Annotated in this window: 14 protein-coding genes and 1 pseudogene; 11 read left to right on the top strand and 4 right to left on the bottom strand. The window is 47.4% G+C overall.

All coding sequences use genetic code 11. From position 1 onward, the window contains the following. Positions 1–8 precede the first annotated feature (8 nt). Complete coding sequence (locus tag DXD25_RS10925) at positions 9–1148, top strand: DUF418 domain-containing protein (protein ID WP_117663530.1); 1140 nt, start codon at positions 9–11, stop codon at positions 1146–1148. Between the two features lie 142 nt (positions 1149–1290). Here the strand turns inward: DXD25_RS10925 and DXD25_RS10920 are convergent, their stop codons facing one another. The 3 genes from DXD25_RS10920 to DXD25_RS10910 form a co-directional block, all read right to left on the bottom strand. Beyond that, positions 1291–3282, bottom strand: coding sequence for a glucosamine-6-phosphate deaminase (locus DXD25_RS10920; RefSeq protein ID WP_117663529.1), 1992 nt, complete (start codon positions 3280–3282; stop codon positions 1291–1293). Between the two features lie 34 nt (positions 3283–3316). Then, positions 3317–4108, bottom strand: a complete 792-nt coding sequence (nagB, locus tag DXD25_RS10915; RefSeq protein ID WP_089545304.1) for a glucosamine-6-phosphate deaminase — start codon at positions 4106–4108, stop codon at positions 3317–3319. Positions 4109–4169: 61 nt separating this feature from the next. Further along, the gene (locus DXD25_RS10910; protein ID WP_117663528.1) at positions 4170–5366 is read right to left on the bottom strand and encodes an ROK family transcriptional regulator; all 1197 of its coding nucleotides are present in this window, start codon (positions 5364–5366) and stop codon (positions 4170–4172) included. 354 nt (positions 5367–5720) lie between these two features. Here DXD25_RS10910 and DXD25_RS10905 point away from each other — a divergent pair, with 354 nt between their 5' ends. The 10 genes and pseudogenes from DXD25_RS10905 to DXD25_RS10865 all read left to right on the top strand — a co-directional run bounded on the left by DXD25_RS10905 (position 5721) and on the right by DXD25_RS10865 (position 18418). Beyond that, positions 5721–6956, top strand: a complete 1236-nt coding sequence (locus tag DXD25_RS10905) for an MFS transporter (protein WP_117663527.1) — start codon at positions 5721–5723, stop codon at positions 6954–6956. A 45-nt stretch (positions 6957–7001) separates the two neighbouring features. After that, complete coding sequence (locus tag DXD25_RS10900) at positions 7002–7919, top strand: dihydrodipicolinate synthase family protein (RefSeq protein ID WP_117663526.1); 918 nt, start codon at positions 7002–7004, stop codon at positions 7917–7919. Between the two features lie 25 nt (positions 7920–7944). Beyond that, positions 7945–9132 (top strand): AGE family epimerase/isomerase, encoded by a 1188-nt coding sequence (locus DXD25_RS10895; protein ID WP_117663525.1) that lies wholly within the window; start codon positions 7945–7947, stop codon positions 9130–9132. Positions 9133–9152: 20 nt separating this feature from the next. Next, on the top strand, positions 9153–10430 hold the full coding sequence (locus tag DXD25_RS10890) for a sialidase family protein (protein WP_158556329.1): 1278 nt from the start codon (positions 9153–9155) through the stop codon (positions 10428–10430). 142 nt (positions 10431–10572) lie between these two features. After that, positions 10573–12438, top strand: coding sequence for a family 20 glycosylhydrolase (locus DXD25_RS10885; protein WP_117663523.1), 1866 nt, complete (start codon positions 10573–10575; stop codon positions 12436–12438). Between the two features lie 92 nt (positions 12439–12530). Then, positions 12531–14567: pseudogene (locus tag DXD25_RS17550) on the top strand (GDSL-type esterase/lipase family protein); the annotation flags it as partial. Beyond that, positions 14547–15623, top strand: coding sequence for a cyclically-permuted mutarotase family protein (locus DXD25_RS17545; RefSeq protein ID WP_367400160.1), 1077 nt, complete (start codon positions 14547–14549; stop codon positions 15621–15623). The pseudogene DXD25_RS17550 and the gene DXD25_RS17545, both read left to right, overlap by 21 nt. Positions 15624–15894: 271 nt before the next feature. After that, positions 15895–16251 (top strand): P-II family nitrogen regulator, encoded by a 357-nt coding sequence (locus tag DXD25_RS10875; protein WP_089545297.1) that lies wholly within the window; start codon positions 15895–15897, stop codon positions 16249–16251. 63 nt (positions 16252–16314) lie between these two features. Then, complete coding sequence (locus DXD25_RS10870; RefSeq protein ID WP_117663521.1) at positions 16315–17577, top strand: ammonium transporter; 1263 nt, start codon at positions 16315–16317, stop codon at positions 17575–17577. Between the two features lie 121 nt (positions 17578–17698). Continuing rightward, a complete protein-coding gene (locus DXD25_RS10865) occupies positions 17699–18418 on the top strand; it encodes a hypothetical protein (RefSeq protein WP_117663520.1) in 720 nt (239 codons plus the stop codon). 88 nt (positions 18419–18506) lie between these two features. Here DXD25_RS10865 and DXD25_RS10860 read toward each other — a convergent pair whose 3' ends face one another. Next, a complete protein-coding gene (locus DXD25_RS10860) occupies positions 18507–19991 on the bottom strand; it encodes a glycoside hydrolase family 125 protein (protein WP_117663519.1) in 1485 nt (494 codons plus the stop codon). Positions 19992–20010: the final 19 nt, after the last annotated feature.

The following is a 20010-nucleotide window of genomic DNA, read 5'->3' as shown; positions in this document are numbered from 1 at the left end:
ATATCAAAATGAATTTTTACAAGACATTAGGACTGAAAAACAGTCGTATTGATGTGGCTGATGCCTTGCGAGGATTGGCAGTGGCAGGTATTATTCTCTATCACTCCGTGGAGCATTTTAATATGTACGATGGAAGCATAGCGCATGCTTATACGTTGGGGTGTGATGATTGGATGGCAGATGTGCTGGCATTGCTGCTGTCGGGAAAGATGTATGGTATCTTTGCCCTGCTCTTCGGATTGAGCTTCTTCATCATGAACGATAACCAGCAGCAGCGTGGAAATTGCTTTTCGGGTAGATTCGCCTGGCGAATGTTCCTCCTGGCAATGCTCGGTATCGTGAACACCGCCTTCTTCGATGGCGACATCCTCTTCTCCTATGCCATCTATGGACTGGTTCTCATCCCTCTGAGCTATCTTCCTACCAAATGGCTCTGGTGGGTGGTTGCCTTCCTCTTTATCCAACCGATAGAAATCTATTCCCTCATTTCGGGATGGCAGGTAGATGCGTCGTCGTTGAGAGAGGTGTATGGAAATATGTATAATGGTCATCAGCACGGCAGTTTCCTGGAGAATGCCTATGGCAACCTGCGATACGGACAGGTGGCTACTTATTACTGGTGCATGATGAAGGGAAGACATACGCAGACCATCTGCCTCTTCATACTCGGAATGCTGGTGGGCAGAAAGCGTTGGTTCTACAATGAGAACAACAACCTGGCTTTGTGGAAGAAGGTGCTGGTGGTTTCCATCCTGGTATTGATTGTGGGAGGCATAGCTGATGTGCGCCACATGGAAACATGGAACAATTGGCTTTATCCTATCTACAACTTCTTCATTCTCTCGTTCGTAGTTTCAGGCTTCGTACTGTTGTGGTATGGTAAGGAATGGTTCAGAAAGGGATTGTCGTTCCTGCGTCAGTTTGGTAAGATGAGTCTGACCAACTATTTCCTCCAGTCTATCATCGGTTGCGGACTGTTTGCCTATTATGGTTTCAATCTCCAGACGAAGCTCGGCATTACCTATGCCTTCTTTGTCGGCATCGCCATGGTGGTAGTACAATGCCTCTTCTCCAACCTCTGGCTCAAGTATCATTCCCATGGTCCTTTCGAGGGAATATGGAAGAAGCTGACCTGGATTAAGTTCTAAAAAAATGCCCTCCTGTCTTTCGGCAGAAGGGCACAAACTAATTATTCTCGTACAATTAGTTTTGTCAAATGAATAGTTGATATAGGTTAGAGTATGAATGAAGATCTATATTATATATCAACTTGAGTATGCGATGGAAGGCTTAGAGTGGAATGTACTCCACAAATGCTTCCATAGCCTCGTAGCAAGCCAGACCTAACTCATCATAGAGCTGAGCGGTGCCACGGTTGCGGTCTTCTGCACGCTGCCAGAAGAGGCGCTCATCGTTACCCAGGAATGGAGCACTCTCCATCTGTGACTGGTGCTTGAGGATAGAGTTACGCTTTGCTCTCAACTCCTCTGGGCTCAATGGAACACACATCTCGATGTTCTCAATCTCCCATTCTGCCCAAGCGCCACGGTACATCCAGATGCGGCAGTCCTTCAACCACTCTGCGCCTGCCTTCTTCTCCTCGTCGATGGCTGCGAGAACAGCGTCGGTACACTTCTTGTGAGTTCCGTGTGGGTCAGCCAGGTCACCTGCAACATAAATCTGATGAGGCTTCACCTCCTGGAGCAATGCTCTAACAATCTCAACGTCCTTCTCAGTCATAGGCAACTTCTCAATCTTGCCGCTCTCATAGAATGGCAAGTCAAGGAAGTGAACGCGGTTCAGAGGAATCTCGTTGTATGTACAAGCTGTACGAGCCTCGCCACGACGAATCAAGCCCTTGATGGTCAGAATGTCGCGGGTATCGAAATCGCTCTCCTTCTTGTGTGCGAAGAACTCCTTGATTTCCTGGTATTTCTTAGAGATCACGCTATCCTTGGAGTCAGCGAAGATCTGGTTGAAACCATTGATGAAGTGCATGAATCTTGTAACCTCCTCGTCGCCTACTGCGATGTTACCGGATGTCTCGTAAGCTACATGTACCTCGTGCTTCTGCTGTACCAATCGGCGGATAGTACCACCCATAGAGATCACGTCATCGTCTGGGTGTGGAGAGAATACGATCACTCTCTTTGGGAATGGTTTCGCACGCTCAGGACGATAGGTATCGTCAGCGTTTGGCTTACCGCCTGGCCAACCTGTGATGGTATGCTGCAAGTCGTTGAAGATCTTGATGTTTGCATTGTATGCAGAACCGTAGAGAGCCAAGAGTTCACTCAAGCCATTCTCGTTGTAGTCCTTGTTGGTCAACTTCAGGATAGGCTTGTGCAACTTCTGGCAGAGCCATACCAATGCACTGCGTACCAGCTTGTCTGTCCACTCGCAGTTTGTTACGAGCCAAGGATGCTTGATACGTGTCAGGTGAGAAGCAGCGCTCAGGTCGAGAATTACGTTTGCATTAGGATGAGTCTGGAGGAAGCTAGCTGGCAATGTGTCAGTGATGTTTCCTTCTACTACCTTCTGCATGATTTCAGCCTTCTCGTCGCCCCATGCTGTGAGGTAAACACTCTTGGCAGAGAGCAGGGTAGCGATACCCATGGTGAGAGAGCAAGGAGGAACCTGCTCGTTGGTGCCGAAGCTGTTCTCCATCTCCTCGCGGGAAGTATTGCCGATGAGGATCAGACGGGTGATAGACTGGATACCAGAGCCTGGCTCGTTGGCAGCGATATTACCCATTCTTCCGATACCGAGGAGAGCGATGTCGAGACCGCCGAAGGTCTTGATGCGCTTCTCGTAGAGGTGACAGGTATCCTGCACTGCGTCCTGTGCCACACTGCCATCCAATGTGAAGATGTTCTGTGGATCGATGTCAACATGGTCGAGGAAACGCTCCTTCAACTGGTTGATGCTCTTCAGAGAACTTTCCTTCTGTACTGGATAGTACTCGTAAGCATTGAATACTACCACGTTTCTGAAACTGAGCTGCTTAGCCTCGCATCTTCTCTGCAATTCCTTGTAGATAGGTGTGAGCGACAAGCCTGTGCCCAATGCCATCACGTAATATCTGCCCTCGTGCTGAGCTGCCTTGATTTCCTTCTCTACTTGGTCAGCTACATGAGCTGCACCCTCCATGGAAGAGGCGAAGATGTCGGTGTGAATTTTCTCCATTCTGGAGATCTCTGAGTACTCTACAGTAGTCTTTGGTTTGTAGTATGCCAATGGTACCTTGTTGAGTACAATTTCTGAACTAAGATTTAGTCTCATAGTTTCTTGTCTTTATAGTTATTACTTTGTTTTTTTACAAGTTGTCTTTCTCGATGTCCTTGAAGTACTTGTAGGTGCTTACCTTCAACTCATCTGTAGCGCTCTCATCGCAAACGATGATACCGTGCTGGTGAGTCTGCAGTGCACTGATAGTCCAAGCCTGAGTAACAGGGCCTTCGATAGCTGCCTGGAGGGCACGAGCCTTGTTGTGACCATTGCAGAGAATCATCACCTCTCTAGCTGCCATAACGGTACCAACACCTACTGTGAGGGCTGTAGCTGGTACTGCGTTCATATCGCCACCGAAGAAACGGGAGTTAGCGATGCGGGTATCAGTAGTCAAAGTCTTCACGCGAGTGCGAGAGTTGAGAGAAGAGAATGGCTCATTGAAAGCAATGTGACCATCAGGGCCGATACCACCGATGAAGAGGTCGATACCACCTGCTTCTGCAATCATCTCCTCGTAGTGAGCGCACTCAGCTTCGAGATCCTCAGCGTTACCATTGAGAATGTGGATGTTCTCCTTAGGGCAATCGATGTGGTCGAAGAGGTTGTGAGCCATGAATGAATGATAGCTCTCTGGATGAGCCTCTGGCAAACCTACGTATTCGTCCATGTTGAATGTGAGTACATGCTTGAAAGAAACCTCACCAGCCTTGACAGCCTTTACGATTTCTGCATACATACCAATAGGTGATGAACCTGTTGGCAAACCCAAAACGAATGGTTTCTCTGCTGTTGGTTGGAAAGCTTTGATGGTCTCCACAACGTGACGAGCTGCCCAGCGAGCCAACTCATCGTAATTCTTTTCGATAATTACACGCATAGTTGATATATGTTTATTTAGTTAATGTATTCTTATATATTAATAATGTATTCTTAATCTATTAATTGTTCAAGTACTTGCTTCTTGCCATCAGGCAGGCTCCAATCAGTCCTGCATGCTCTTTCAGGGTAGATGCGGCAACCAGCGAATCCTCGTTCACCATATTGAGCGAGAACTTTTTGATGCCCATGCAGATAGGTTGGGTAAGATAAGCACCTGTTACCGAGAGGTCTCCTCCGATGACCAGCATCTCCGGATTGAAGATGTTGATGATGCCGGCGAGATTGGTTCCCAGTTCCACCGCCACCTTCTGCAGGGTCTCGATGCTGAGCACATCCTCTTTTTGGATGGCGTCGAGGATATCCTGCAGGGTGAGTTCCTGATGCAGGTTCTTCACCTTGTCGGACAGCACGGAAGTTCCACCGTTTTCCAGAGCCTCTTTCATCTTGCGCAGCAATGCCGAGCCTGATGTTTCCGTTTCCATGCAACCTGTTTTTCCACAATGGCAGATGATGTCATTATTATAGATGTGCATGTGTCCGATTTCACCCGAGAAGCCTGATTTTCCGAGATAGAGCTTACCGTCGAAGATGATACCGATGCCGATGCCCCAGCTGACGTTTACGAAGATGATGTTTCTCAATCCCTTGCAGACACCTTTCAGATATTCACCGTAAGTCATGCAGCGGGTATCGTTGTCGATGCAGAAAGGCAGATCGAGTCTTTCTGTCAGCGCTTCTGCCAGCGGCATTGTCGTGCAGGTGAAGTAATTATAGGCACAACCTGTTTCCGGGTTCACTCGTCCACCGATACTCATGCAGGCCTTCTTGATCTGGCTTCTTTCGATGCCTGATTTCTGAATATATTTGTTGATGAGGTTGATGAAACTGTTGAAGCATTCCGGGGTGTCCTGGTAGTCAAAGTGTATCAGTTCGGGTTCTGTCACCATGTTTCCACAAAAATCACAGATGCCGAAGGTGAGACTTTGCTTTCCTGTATCTATGCCGAGGAAATATCCGGATGTTGCGATGAGGTCGTAGATCTTTGGTGCTCTCTTCGAGTAATTGTCTTTCTTGCCAGTTACCTCAATCAAGCCATCCTCAATGAGTTCGTTCAGAGTCTTGGTAGTATATGGCACACTTACCCCCAAACTACTGGATAGTTCGGCGATAGTTTGTCCTCCATGTTCTATGAGCAAGTTCAAAAGAGCTGTCTTAGAGGCAGACCATTTAGTGTGAGGTATGATGCTTTTTGCCATACAGATATTTCATGTTTAAGTTTTTACGCTGCAAAGATAAATAAATAAATCCGTTTTTTTAATATTTGTGAGTTAATTAATCTAAATTGTTAGAATAAACCTTGTTTTTCCCTGTTTTCGGGGGATGAATTAACTATTTGAGTCTATGATTTTTAGCTTTTTAAAATACTGGTTGCTCAAACAGCTCAGAGGAGATTCTTTTATATATATAATAAGGTGTATAGATATAAAACGTAAGAACAAATAAATAAACTAATTTAATTAACTTGAATAACGAAAATTAATTCATTTAAATTTGGCTGGTATTAAAATTAGTTGTAAATTTGCAGCCGAATAACAAAACTAACAATCGAAATGAAAAATAAAAAGTTTTATCCCTGGTTAGTTGTAGCGCTCCTCTGGGTGGTTGCTCTTCTCAACTATATGGATCGTCAGATGCTTTCTACCATGCAGGCTGCTATGAAGGTTGACATCGTGGAATTGCAGCAAGCTGAAGCCTTTGGCGCTTTGATGGCTGTCTTCCTTTGGATCTATGGTATTGTGAGTCCATTTGCCGGTATCGTAGCAGATAGAATCAGTCGAAAGAAATTAGTAGTAGGCAGTCTCTTTGTCTGGTCTTTGGTGACCTACCTGATGGGATATGCGTCCAGTTTTGATCAACTTTACATGTTGAGAGCGTTGATGGGTATCAGTGAAGCGCTTTACATCCCTTCTGCCTTGTCTCTCATTGCCGACTGGCATGAAGGAAAGTCCAGATCTCTGGCCATTGGTGTTCACATGACAGGTTTGTATGTAGGTCAGGCTATCGGAGGATTTGGTGCTACCGTGGCAGCAGCCTTCTCCTGGCACACCACTTTCCACTGGTTCGGTATTCTCGGAATCGCTTATTCTTTCGTATTGCTTCTGTTGTTGCACGATAAAGACAAGGATACTGCGAGTATGGCTGTGGTTCAGCAGGAAAAGCCTGCGAAGGGCGGATTGTTCCAAGGCTTATCAGTTGTGCTTTCTACTTGGGCATTCTGGGTGATTCTCTTCTATTTCGCAGTTCCTTCTCTCCCTGGTTGGGCTACCAAGAACTGGCTTCCAACCTTGTTTGCAGAGAATCTGGGTGTACCTATGTCTGAGGCTGGTCCGATGTCAACTATCACCATCGCAGTATCCTCATTGTTTGGTGTCCTCTTCGGCGGTGTACTTTCCGATAAATGGGTTCACAAGAACATCCGTGGCCGCGTTTATACCAGTGCCATCGGTCTGGGAATGACGATTCCTGCTCTCTTCCTCCTGGGTTTCGGTCACAGTGTGGTAGCAGTAGTGGGAGCTGGCTTGCTCTTCGGTATCGGTTACGGTATGTTTGATGCCAACAATATGCCAATCCTCTGCCAGATTATATCGGCAAAATACAGAGCTACTGCCTATGGTATCATGAATATGGTGGGCGTGTTTGCCGGAGCCATGGTTACCCAGGTGATGGGTAAATTCTCTGATGGCGGTAATCTGGGCTTGGCCTTTGCCGTATTGGGCGTGGTGGTTATCGCAGCGCTGACACTTCAGCTGGTTTGCTTGAAACCAAAGACTGATAATTTAGAATAATAAATAGTAACAAGGAAAATTTAACAAACTTATATATATATAATTATGGAAAAGATCATTGGACTTATCGATGCACCGTTTACTCCTTTTTATGCTAACGGTGATGTGAACTTGGAACCAATTGAGGCTTATGCCAAGATGCTTCAGAAGAACGGTCTGAAGGGTGTGTTTATCAATGGTTCATCAGGCGAGGGCTATATGTTGACCACCGAGGAGAGAATGCTCCTTGCTGAGAGATGGGTAGCCGTAGCTCCAAAGGACTTTAAGATTATCGTTCATGTAGGCAGCTGCTGCCTCCGTGAGAGCCGTCGCTTGGCTGAGCATGCGCAGAAGTTGGGTGTTTGGGGTATCGGTTCAATGGCGCCTCCATTCCCACATATCGGCCGCATCGAGGAACTGGTGAAGTATTGCGAGGAGATTGCTTCTGCAGCTCCTGAGCTTCCTTTCTACTACTATCATATTCCTGCATTCAATGGCGCTTATCTGCCAATGCTCGATTTGTTGAAGGCTGTAGATGGACGCATTCCTAACTTCGCTGGTATCAAATATACCTTCGAGAGCCTGTATGAGTACAACCAGTGCCGTCTCTACAAGAACGGTAAGTACGATATGCTCCATGGTCAGGATGAGACTATTCTCCCTAGCCTGGCTCAGGGCGGTGCACAGGGTGGTATCGGTGGTACAACCAACTACAACGGTAAGGAGTTGGTAGGCATCATCGAGGCTTGGAAGAACGGCGACATCGAGACAGCCCGTGAGAAGCAGAACTTCGCTCAGGAGGTTATCAACGTCATCTGTCACTACCGTGGTAACATCGTTGGCGGTAAGCGTATCATGAAGTTGATGGGCTTCGATTTGGGTCCAAACCGCACTCCATTCCGCAACATGACCGATGAGGAGGAGCAGGCAATGAAGAAAGAGTTGGAGGCAATCAACTTCTTCGAGCGTTGCAATCAGTTTTAAGTAAAATCCACTAGAACCAGTAAGAATGAATATAAAAGAATATATTAAGCAGTGGGCTGAATCTTATAAGACTGATCTGACAGAGAACATCATGCCATTCTGGATGGAGCATGGATGGGATAAGGTGAACGGTGGTGTTTACACTTGTCTTGACAGAGATGGAAGTCTTATCGATACCACCAAGTCTGTGTGGTTTCAGGGTCGATTCGCCTTTATATGCGCCTATGCATATAATAATGTAGAGAAGAACCCGATGTGGCTGGAGGCAGCGAAGAGCACCCTCGACTTCATCGAAAGCCATTGTTTCGACGAGAATGGCAGAATGTACTTCTCTGTTACAGCCGAAGGCAAGCCATTGCGCATGCGTCGCTATGTATTCTCTGAGACTTTCGCAGCCATTGCGATGTCAGAGTATGCTTTGGCTACCGGCGAGCAGAAGTATGCCGAGCGTGCCCTCCAGATTTTCAAGGACACCCAGCGTTTCCTCACTACTCCAGGTATTCTGGCTCCTAAGTTCGAGGAATCAGTGCAGTTGCAGAGCCACAGCATCATCATGATTCTCATCAACGTAGCTTCCTGCATCCGCAAGGTCATTAACGACCCTAAGCTCACCGAGCAGATTGATGAGTCAATCGCCAAGCTGAAGAAGTACTTCATCCACCCAGAGTTCAAGTGTCTGCTGGAGACGGTGGGCATGAATGGTGAATTTGTGGATACCTGTATGGGTCGCACCATCAACCCAGGTCATTGCATCGAGACTTCATGGTTCATCATGGAAGAGGCAAAGCAGAGAGGCTGGGACAAGGAGATAACCGAAATGGCGCTGCAGATCTTCGACTGGTCTTGGGACTGGGGATGGGACAAGCAGTATGGCGGCATCATCAACTTCAGAGACTGCAGGAATCTTCCTTCGCAGGATTATTCTCAGGATATGAAGTTCTGGTGGCCACAGACCGAAACCATCATCGCTTCGCTCTATGCTTACCTTGCAACAGGTGATGAAGAGTATATCTACAAGCATCAGCGCATCAGCGAGTGGACCTATGCTCACTTCCCGGATACAGAGTTCGGCGAGTGGTATGGTTATCTTCACAGAGACGGAACCGTGGCACAGCCTGCCAAGGGTAATCTCTTCAAGGGACCTTTCCACATTCCGAGAATGATGATCAAGGCATACTCTCTGTGTCAGGAGATTTTGAACAAGGAAGTATAAATGAACAAAAAATGAGAAGTATGATTTTTTCTGCAAATATAGGCAAGGCATTGTGTCTCGCTACGATGGGTATTACCCTGATGATGCCTGCACAGGTTACTGCTGCAACCCCAGAAATGGCAGTTGAGGCTCAGACTGTGAACGGTCAGAACGGCATCACCGTCTTCTCTAACAAGAATGCACAGTATCGTATTCCTGCCATCGTAGAGTGCAAGTCGGGTAAGTTGATTGCATTTACCGATCATCGTTATCACAATAAGGATATAGGTGGCGGCCGTCATCTCGACATCGTGATGAAGACCAGTATGGACAAGGGCGCTACCTGGAGCTCTCCTGAGCAGATGGTGGCAAAGGGTGGAAACGGTATTGCTACCAGTTTCGACTGTGCCCATGGCGATGCGGCTGTCGTAGTAGATAAGAAGAGCGGCAGAATCCTCCTGATGTGTGCATCGGGTGGTATCGGCTACTGGGAGTCTAAGCGTGGTCATCTCCTGATGATGGGTAGATACTACAGCGACGACGAGGGTAAGACATGGTATGGCGAGGAAGTGACCAAGCAGATCTACGACCTCATGCCAGAAGTGGAATCTGCCTTTTTTACCAGTGGTAGAATCTGTCAGAGTAAGCAGATCAAGGTGGGCAAATATTATCGTGTCTATACCGTGTTGTGTACCCGCAGCGGAAACCGCATTCTCTATAGCGATGACTTCGGCCAGATCTGGAATGTCTTGGGCAAGAATGTAGCCGAGGCTGCTCCTTATGGAGATGAGGCTAAGGTTGAAGAGTTGCCAGACGGTAATGTGTTGCTCAGCAGCCGTGCAATGGGTGGACGCCACATCAACATCTATACTTATGAGGATAAGAAGACAGCCACAGGTTCTTGGGGCAAGGTAATAGCTTCTGATGCCAAGAATATGGGTGTTGCTGCCCATAAGAACTCTTGCAATGGCGAGGTTCTCATGGTGGATGCCAAGAAGAACGGCAAGAAGGTGAAGCTGTTGTTGCAGAGTGTTCCGGTAGGTCCAGGCCGTAACAACGTAGGTATCTACTACAAGGCATTGGAGACTCCTGCTGATTATGCTACTCCAGAGACGATTGCCAAGAACTGGGAAGGCTGTTATCAGTTGAGCAACACAACATCGGCTTACTCAACCATGGTTCAGGGCAAGGATGGCAGCATCTACTTCCTCCTGGAAGAGAATGCATTCAGAAATCCTAAAACCCAGACGGATGATTACTACGACATCCGATTCTATAAGTTAGGCATAGACCAAATAACGAACAATAGATATAAATAATTGAACTTCCTGACATGCGAAAGTTCAGTTATATATAAATAAGGTAGAGGGGAGTCAAATCCCCTCTCCTTTATACCTTTTTCGGTATGCTACTCTTCTCTCTATCATTGATATGATTTCATCCATTTAATTCAACCTAATTATGAATCGACTCTTACTTTTTGTGTTTTCTATATTTTGTTGCATGGCTGGCATCTGTGCCAATCATCCATCTTCCTTGTTGCCTCTGCCTCAGAAGTATCAGTTCAACGGCAAGAAATTCAGCGGCGAGTTGACAGTGGAGGAAAAATATGTGAGCCAGATTGAAGGAGCTAAATTCCAGGAAGAGGCTTACCATCTATTGATTACCAAGAAAGGCATCCTGCTGGAGGCTACTACTCCTAAGGGTATGTATTGGGGACGACAGACGCTGGAACAGTTGAAAACCACTAAGAATAAAAAGATATATTTGCCACAGTGTGACATCACCGACTGGCCTGCTTTCCGCATCCGTGGATTCATGCACGATGTGGGCAGAAGCTATATTCCTGTAGAGGAACTGAAGTGCGAAATCAGTCTGCTGAGCAGATACAAAATCAATGTTTTTCACTGGCATCTTACAGAAAATCAGGCATGGCGCCTGGAAAGCAAGCGCTATCCTGAACTCAATGCCCCAGAGAATATGGAGCGTGAGAAAGGAAAATTCTATACATTAGAAGAGGCCCGACAACTCGTGGAATTCTGCAAGCTGCATCAGGTGCTCCTGATTCCTGAGATTGATATGCCGGGACACAGTGCCGCTTTCGAGCGTACCTTCAAGACCGATATGCAGAGCGAGAAGGGTACGCAGATTCTGAAAGACATCATTGATGAGGTATGCGCTACGTTCGATGTACCTTATCTCCATATAGGAACCGACGAGGTTCAGTTTACCAATCCGGATTTCGTTCCGATGATGGTGAAATACATTCGCGACAAGGGCAAGAAGGTTATCTCTTACAACCCAGGCTGGAACTACAAACCGGGTGAGATTGACATGATGCAGCTCTGGAGCTATCGTGGAAAGGCACAGGAGGGCATCCCTGCCATCGACTGCCGATTCCACTACGCCAACCACTTCGATACCTACGCCGACCTGGTGGCGATGTTCAACAGCCGCATCTATAACCAGACTGAGGGAAGTGATGATCTGGCTGGTTGCATCGTAGCCTTCTGGAACGACCGCTTCATAGACAATACACCTCAGCTGCTGGCAGAAAACAACTTCTATCCTTACATGCTCACTCTGGCAGAACGTGCCTGGCGTGGAGGTGGCAACTGCTATTTTGATGGCAAGGGCACCCTGCTTTGGGAGGATGAACCAGAGCAGTTGGCTGCATTCAGGGAATTTGAAGACCGTCTGCTGTGGCAGAAGAAGACCTGGTTGAAGGAAGTTCCGTTCCCATACGTTTGCCAGACCCAGAGCGAGTGGCAGATTACCGATGCCTTCCCTAACGGAGGCGACTTGACCAAGGTGTTCCCACCCGAGCAGCAGGAAGATTCCGTCTATCAGTATGAGGGCAAGACTTACAAGACCCGCAAGATCATCGGCAATGGTTTCTATCTCCGTCATGTGTGGGGAACATTGGTTCCTGGCTTCTACGCCAACCCTCAGGAGAACCACACCGCCTATGCAACCCGATGGATTTACTCTCCAAAGGAAAGAAAGACCCAGTTGATGCTGGAGTTCCAGAACTACAGCCGTTCTGAGAGCGACCTGGCTCCCCGTCAGGGCACCTGGGATTACAAGTGCAGCCGAGCATGGCTCAATGGGCAGGAAATCATGCCTCCTGTATGGGAGAACACGAATACCGAGCGCTCTAACGAGATTCCGCTGAAGAATGAGAATTACATGTCTCGTCCTGCGATAGATATTACCCTGAAGAAGGGTTGGAACAAGCTGATGCTGAAACTTCCTGTCGGCAAGTTCTCTTCCAAGGAGACCCGACTCGTGAAATGGATGTTCACGGCAGCGCTGGTTGATGAATAAAAGTATAATAAGATAGGTTTATATATATGTTGTATGGTAAGTTAAAGTTTCCTCGTAGAGTGTTGGCAGCAGTTTTGCTGTCGGCACTCTCGATGGGGCTCCAGATAGTAAATGCAGCCCCAAAGAAAAAAGCTGCCCCAAAAGTAAAGGTGGCTTGTGTTGGTAACAGTATTACCTATGGTACGGGTATTCAGGATAGAGAACATTTCTCTTATCCTGTACAACTTCAGAAGATGTTGGGCGACAAGTACCTGGTAGGTAACTTCGGAAAGCCGGGTGCTACCCTGTTGAAGCATGGACACCGTCCGTACATGCAGCAGGAAGAGTACAGACAGGCAATGGCGTTCAAGGGCGATATTGCTGTCATCCATTTGGGTATCAACGATACGGACCCAAGAAACTGGCCTAACTATCGTGATGAGTTCGTGAAAGATTATCTTTCCCTGATGGACTCTCTGCGTTCCGTGAATCCGAAGGTACGTTTTATTTTGGCTCGAATGACTCCGATTGCCCACCGCCATCCCCGTTTTATCTCGGGCACCAAGCAGTGGCATGATGAAATACAGGATGCTATCCAGGTGGTAGCAAAGGTGAGCGGAGCGGAAGTGATTGATTTCTATGCTCCTCTCTATCCTTATCCTAATCTGTTGCCGGATGCCATCCATCCGAATGCGGAAGGTGCCGGCATCCTGGCGAAAACCGTTTATGGCGGTATTACCGGAAATTATGGTGGATTGCAACTCTCCGGTCTCTATACGGATGATATGGTATTGCAGCGCAATGTGCCGCTCGATATCCATGGCATCGCCAATACGGGCGAGAAGGTGATGGTAAGCATTGCCGGACAGAAAGCCACAGCCATTGCCAATAACCGTGGTGAGTGGAGTGTCACCCTGCAACCTCTGCAGGTAGGCACTGATTATACGCTCACCATTCAGGCTGGCAAGCAGAAGAAAGAGTTCCGCCATGTGGCTGTAGGTGAGGTCTGGTTGTGTTCGGGACAGTCGAATATGGCATTCCGATTGAATCAGGCTGCTACCGGCAAGAAAGACATCGCTCAGGCTGATGACCCTGATTTCCGTCTTTTCGATATGAAGGGAAGATGGGAGACATACGATGTGGCATGGCCGGCATCCTGTCTGGATTCTCTGAATCATCTGCAGTATTTCAAGAATACTACCTGGAAGAAGGTTTCTCCGGAAACTGCAGCCCAGTTCTCTGCCGTAGCTTATTATTATGGTAAGATGTTGCGGGATAGTCTGAAGGTGCCTGTGGGATTGATATGCAATGCCATCGGCGGTGCTCCTACGGAAGCCTGGGTAGATAGAAATACCTTGGAAACCCAGTTCCCGGCTATCTTGAGAGACTGGTTGCACAATGACTTTATCCAGGATTGGGTAAGAGGCAGGGCTGCCAAGAATCTCACCCACGATGCTACTCATCTCGGTCGTCATCCATACGAGCCATGTTATCTCTACGAGAGTGGTATCCTGCCTTTGCAGCAGTATCCTATCAAGGGAGTGATCTGGTATCAGGGTGAATCGAATGCCCACAATATGGATGCTCACGAACAACTCTTCCGCCTGCTGGTGGATAGTTGGAGAAGCAATTGGAAGAATCCTGAGATGCCTTTCTATTTCGTGCAGTTGTCTAGCCTGAACCGTCCTTCCTGGACCTGGTTCCGTGACAGTCAGCTCCGATTGATGAAATCCATCCCGAATACCGGAATGGCGGTGTCTTCCGATCAGGGAGATTCGCTCGATGTGCATCCTACGAACAAGCAGCCGGTAGGTGAGCGTCTGGGGCGCTGGGCTTTGAACCAGACCTATGGTCATGGCGTAACCCCATCGGGTCCTATATATAATAAGGTGGTAAGAGAGGGCGAGTCGCTGGTGGTTTCATTTACCTATGGCGATGGTCTCCGTACTTCCGACGGCAAGGCTCCATCCTGCTTCGAGATGGCAGAGGAAGAGGGTCTCTTCTATCCTGCACAGGTGAAGATTGAGGGAAATAAGGTCCGACTCACTTCTCCAGAACTCAAGGCACCGAGATTTGTGAGATATGCATGGCAACCTTTCACACGTGCCAATCTGGTGAACCAGGACGGTTTGCCGGCATCTACATTCCGGGGAGAAATCAAAGCGAGCATCAAGTCCCTGTCTGGCTTCCCTTCAGGTGAGGCTGGTTATGAGCTCGGTGTCTCAGCTTGTTATTCTGGATTCATCGGCGACTACCTGATAGTGGCTGGTGGCTGCAATTTCCCTGAACCTGGAAAGAAGAAGTACTATTCGGGTATCTATGCAGCGAAAGTGACAGGCAACGAGGAAACCTTACATTGGGAGATGATAGGCCACTTGCCTGAACCTGCGGCTTATGGTGGAGTAGTGACCTCTGGTGATAGTCTGGTTCTGGTTGGTGGATGCAACGGCGAACATAGTTTGAAAACTGTCTTGAGTATCCATTTGGACAAGAAGAGTGGCAAACCGATATTGAAATCCTTGCCAGACTTGCCTTGTACGGTAGATAACATGGGTGTCTGTCTGATGGACAACCGCCTGTTTGTTGTGGGTGGTAATCAGGATGGTCATCCTTCCGCTTCCGTTCTCACCTGTGAACTCGGAAATAATCAGGAATGGAAAAAGGAAACGGAAATGATTGGCGAACCGAGAGTTCAACCGGTCTGTGCTGCCTATGATGGCAAACTCTATGTCTGGGGCGGCTTCTATCAGAATGGCAAGTCAAGCATCGTTGCCACATCGGGATTGCGTTATCTTCTCCAGGGCAAATGCTGGAATCCGCTTCCGGCACCCCGTAATGGCGAAGGCAAGGAACTCACCTTGACGGGCGCTACTGCCATGCTGGCTGTGAGTCCCGACGGTGAAGCCCAGATTATCTGCGCCGGAGGCGTGAACCATGATATCTTCTGGGATGCCATCAGCGGAACCTATTCCAAGGTGGCACAAGCTGATTATTTGAAGAAGGACATTTCGTGGTATCAGTTCAACGGTTGTCCTTTGACATATAAACTGAAAACTGAACGCTGGGAAATTCTTTCCCACCAAACCTCTCTACTGGCTAGAGCGGGTGCCCAAGTGGCAATGCGAAAACATACATTATATTATATTGGAGGTGAATTGAAGCCTGGTCTTCGTTCACCCGGTATAGTTCAGTTAGATTTACGTTAATTAATGATTCTACCAGTGTGGTATGATAGTCTGGTGAGGCTTCATCCACACTGGTTTTTCTATTTTTATGAAGGTTTGTTTCAAAATGAAAGTTAAAACCATTATTTTCCTTTTATTTTGTGTTATGTTTCTTAAAAATGGCTATCAAATAGAAAGAAAACTAAAATAATAAAAGCAAAAAGTAAGTAAATAACTATTTAATTAATCAAATTGTCGTATCTTTGCACTCGAAAACGAACAATATGTAATTTAAATAATAGGAGAGATTAACATGAAAAAGATCGAAGCAATTATCCGCAAGACGAAATTTGAGGATGTAAAGGAAGCTTTGCTTGCCGCCGACATTGAGTGGTTCTCTTACTACGATGTAAGAGGAGAGGGCAAGATGCGACAGGCTCGTATCTATCGTGGTGTCATGTATGATACCAGCAGTATTGAGCGAGTGTTGTTGAATGTTGTCGTGCGCGACAAGAACGTAGAGAAAACAATTCATGCCATCCAGGAGGCAGCCCGTACCGGCGAGATTGGTGATGGTCGAATCTTTGTAATTCCTGTAGAGGATACCGTAAGAATCCGTACAGGTGAAAGAGGCGACATCGCTCTTTATAATGCGGAGCAGGAAAAATAAGATGTGGAAGGGAGGAGAGAGATTAGTTTTCAGATTGTATCAACACTTTAAAGATTTTGTGTTATGAGTGTACAGGATTTAGGAATTTCATTAGATACCGTATGGATGCTCTTGGCAGCCATGTTGGTCTTTTTCATGCAGCCGGGATTCGCCCTCTGCGAGGCGGGCTTTACCCGTAGTAAAAACACCGCGAACATCTTGTTTAAGAACTTCGTTGACTTTATGGTCGGTTCGGTTCTTTTCTGGTTCATAGGTTTTGGATTTATGTTTGGTAGTGATGGCGCCGGATTCATCGGTATGCCTAACTTCGGCGACCTTTCTTTCTACAAGAATGCAGCTGGTCTTCCTACAGAAGGCTTCCTGATGTTCGAGACCGTATTCTGCGCTACCAGTGCTACCATTGTTTCAGGTGCCATGGCAGAACGTACCAAGTTCTCTATGTATTGCATCTATTCATTCTTCATCTCATTGATTATCTACCCTGTAGAAGGTCACTGGACATGGGGTGGCGGTTGGCTTTGCAATGCTGATGCCGGTTCATTTATGATGGACACCTTTGGTGCTGCCTTCCATGATTTTGCAGGTTCTGCCATTGTACATAGTGTTGGTGGTGTCCTCGCCTTTGTAGGTGCTATCTGCTTAGGTCCTCGTTTGGGTAAGTACCGCAACGGCAAGAGTACTGCTATCCCTGGTCACAACCTGATGGCTGCTGCCCTCGGTGTATTCATCCTCTGGTTCGGATGGTTCGGATTCAACCCTGGTTCTCAGCTCGCTGCTTCTGGTGAGGTTAACCGTGTTGCTATCAGTCACGTATTCCTGACCACCAACCTGGCTGCTGTCTGCGGTGGTTTGGGTACTATGTTTACATCTTGGATCAAGTATGGTAAGCCATCATTCTCATTGACATTGAATGGTATCTTGGCAGGTTTGGTAGCTATCACAGCCGGTTGCGACTTGGTTAGTCCATTGGGTTCAGCCATCATTGGTCTTCTGGCAGGTATCATCCTGGTATTCTCTATCGAGTTCATCGATACCAAGCTTCATATTGATGACCCTGTAGGTGCCAGCTCAGTGCATGGTGTATGCGGTATCTTCGGTACCTTGATGACAGGTCTCTTCGCCCTCGATGGCGGCGCTTTCTATGGTGGTGGCTTCGGTTTCTTCGGAGCTCAGTGCTTCGGTATCCTCTGCATCGACCTTTGGGCAGCTGCAACAGGTATTATCCTCTTCTGGGGTATCAAGAAGATTGCTGGTCTCCGTGTTGACAAGCGAATCGAGGAGGAAGGTCTCGATATCTACGAGCATGGTGAGAGCTGCTACAACTAAAGTACTTTCATATATTGACGAGAGAGATTATTGATAAAAGTTTTGGTAAGCAGAATTATTATTCGTAATTTTGCAGCCAAAACTTTTTAAAACAGGAATGTATCACATAAAAAGAGAGATTATGAAGAAGATTTTAGATATGAAGAAGATGGGTGCCTTGGCACTCGGTTTGATGGCTTTTGCTCCTGCTGCCATGGCGCAGGACGAGGTAGAAACTTCTATCGGTGCTGATATCGTTAGCCAGTACTACTGGCGTGGTCAGGATTTGGGAGCCGTTTCCCTGCAGCCTACCTTGGGTATCGGATATAAGGGGTTGTCTCTTACAGCCTGGGGAAGTGTAGGTCTTTCTCAGCCGGAAGATACCAAGGAGTTTGATCTTACCTTGGCATACGAAACTGGTGGTTTCCATATCGGTGTTACCGATTACTGGTTCAACTCTCCTAACGAGAAGTATTTCGCTTACAAGGCTCACGAAACTTCTCATGTTTTCGAGGCAAATGTAGGTTATGACTTCGGTCCGCTTGCCTTGAACTGGTACACCAACTTCGCTGGCAACGATGGAGTCAACAAGGGTGGCGACCGTGCCTATTCATCTTATTTCGAGGCTACCGCTCCATTCAAGTTGGGTGGCTGTGATTGGGAGGCAAGCATCGGTGCAGTGCCATTTGCCACTACCTTCTATGGAGAAGCCAACGGTTTTGCCGTTACCCACGTAGGTGTCAAGGCTACCAAGGATATCAAGATTACCGATTCCTTCTCTGTTCCTGTCTTTGCTCAGGTAGCTGCTAACCCTAGCACAGAGAAAGCTTATCTGGTAGTAGGTTTCACCCTGCAGCCATAAAGTGAGGTCATTTTTTCAGTTAGCATAAATATAAATGCCGATAGTTCCAGCGAACTATCGGCATTTTCTTTATATATAATAATGTGTATTACAGGTTGTTCAGCAAGTCTGCCTTGCCATCATTGATCAACTTGATGACCAACTCTCCGAAGAGGGTGTTCTGCCATGCGAACCAAGGACGGGTGTATTTAGAGGCATCGTCCTTGTGGAAAGACTCATGGATGAATCCCATACCTGCATCCGTATTCAGCAGCATCTTCATGCAGAAGCGGATCTCGTCATCGCTCTGTGCGGTGAAGCACTTCATCATGATAGACATAGGCCAAGGCATGTCGTAACCGATGTGTGGACCACCGATACCTTCGCCAGCCTTGCCACGGAAGAAGCAAGGATTGTCCTCACTCCAAACGAAACGGCGGGTGTTCTGATAGATAGGGTCGTTCATAGGAACATCACCCATATAGCCCATACCCAGGAGAGAAGGAACGTTGGAATCGTCCATCAGGAGCTGGTTGCCGAAACCATCTACCTCGTAAGCATAAATCTTGCCATACTTAGGATGGTTGTAGATAGCATACTTCTGCAGAGCAGTATGTACCTCGTCAGCCAGACTGCTGCAATCCTGCGCAATCTTCAAGGCTGCATCTTTCTTTGCTGCATCCTTCTCTGCCACGTGCTTCAAGATTTCTGCTGCCTTGTTCATGGAAGAAACTGCCATGAAGTTGGATGGAATCAGGAATGGAAGGATGGTGGCATCATCAGAAGGACGGAACATGGAAGCGATCAGTCCTACCGGTTTTACCGGAGCACCGAAGCCGTCCCAACCGATGGTATCGAAGGCACGGTCAGAAACACGGGTAAAGTGATAAGCCTTGGCTGTCACCTTGCGCTGCTGCTCGTGGAAGGTCTTCAGGATATTCTCGATAGCCTTCATCCATACTTCGCCGAAAATAGAGTCATCGCCTGTTACCTTCCAGTATTCGTAAGCCAGACGGATAGGGTAGCAGAAGGAGTCGATCTCATATTTGCGCTCGAATACATCCGGCTGCATCTTGGTGCGGTCTTTCTGCCAGCCGGCACCGGTAGGACCGTCATTGAAGGCATTGGCGTAGCGGTCGATGTTGATGCACTTCAACTGGCGGAGAATCACACCCTTCAGCATCTTCTTCAATTTTTCGTCCTTGTTGGCGAGGGCTACGTAAGGCCATACCTGGGCACCTGAGTCGCGGAGCCACATGGCTGGAATATCACCGGTATATACGAATGTATCATCATCACCATTCTCGAGCACACGGTAGTGAACGGTACTCTCCAGGGTGTTAGGATAGCAGTTGGCAAACATCCACGCCAACTTTGGATTCTTCTTCAGGAGTTTCTGTACTTCCTTGATCTTCTTCTCTACTGCTGTAGAAGTGAAGAGACGGTCCTCTACAGGAGGACGCTTTGACTCGTATTTGCCATTCACTGGGGTTACCACCTTGGTATAGCGTGCATGCACATCTACCTCAGCATTCTCCTGAGCCATAGCGCTCATGGAGGCAAGAAGAGCCAATGTTAAAATAGTCTTTCTCATTATTTATATTTTTGTTAGT

Origin of the sequence: Prevotella sp. TF12-30, from assembly GCF_003436715.1 — a bacterium.
In the GTDB taxonomy this organism is placed as follows: Bacteria; Bacteroidota; Bacteroidia; order Bacteroidales; family Bacteroidaceae; genus Prevotella; species Prevotella copri_A.
The sequence above is the reverse complement of the archived record's forward strand: the minus strand, read 5'-3'. Positions and strand labels throughout refer to the sequence as shown.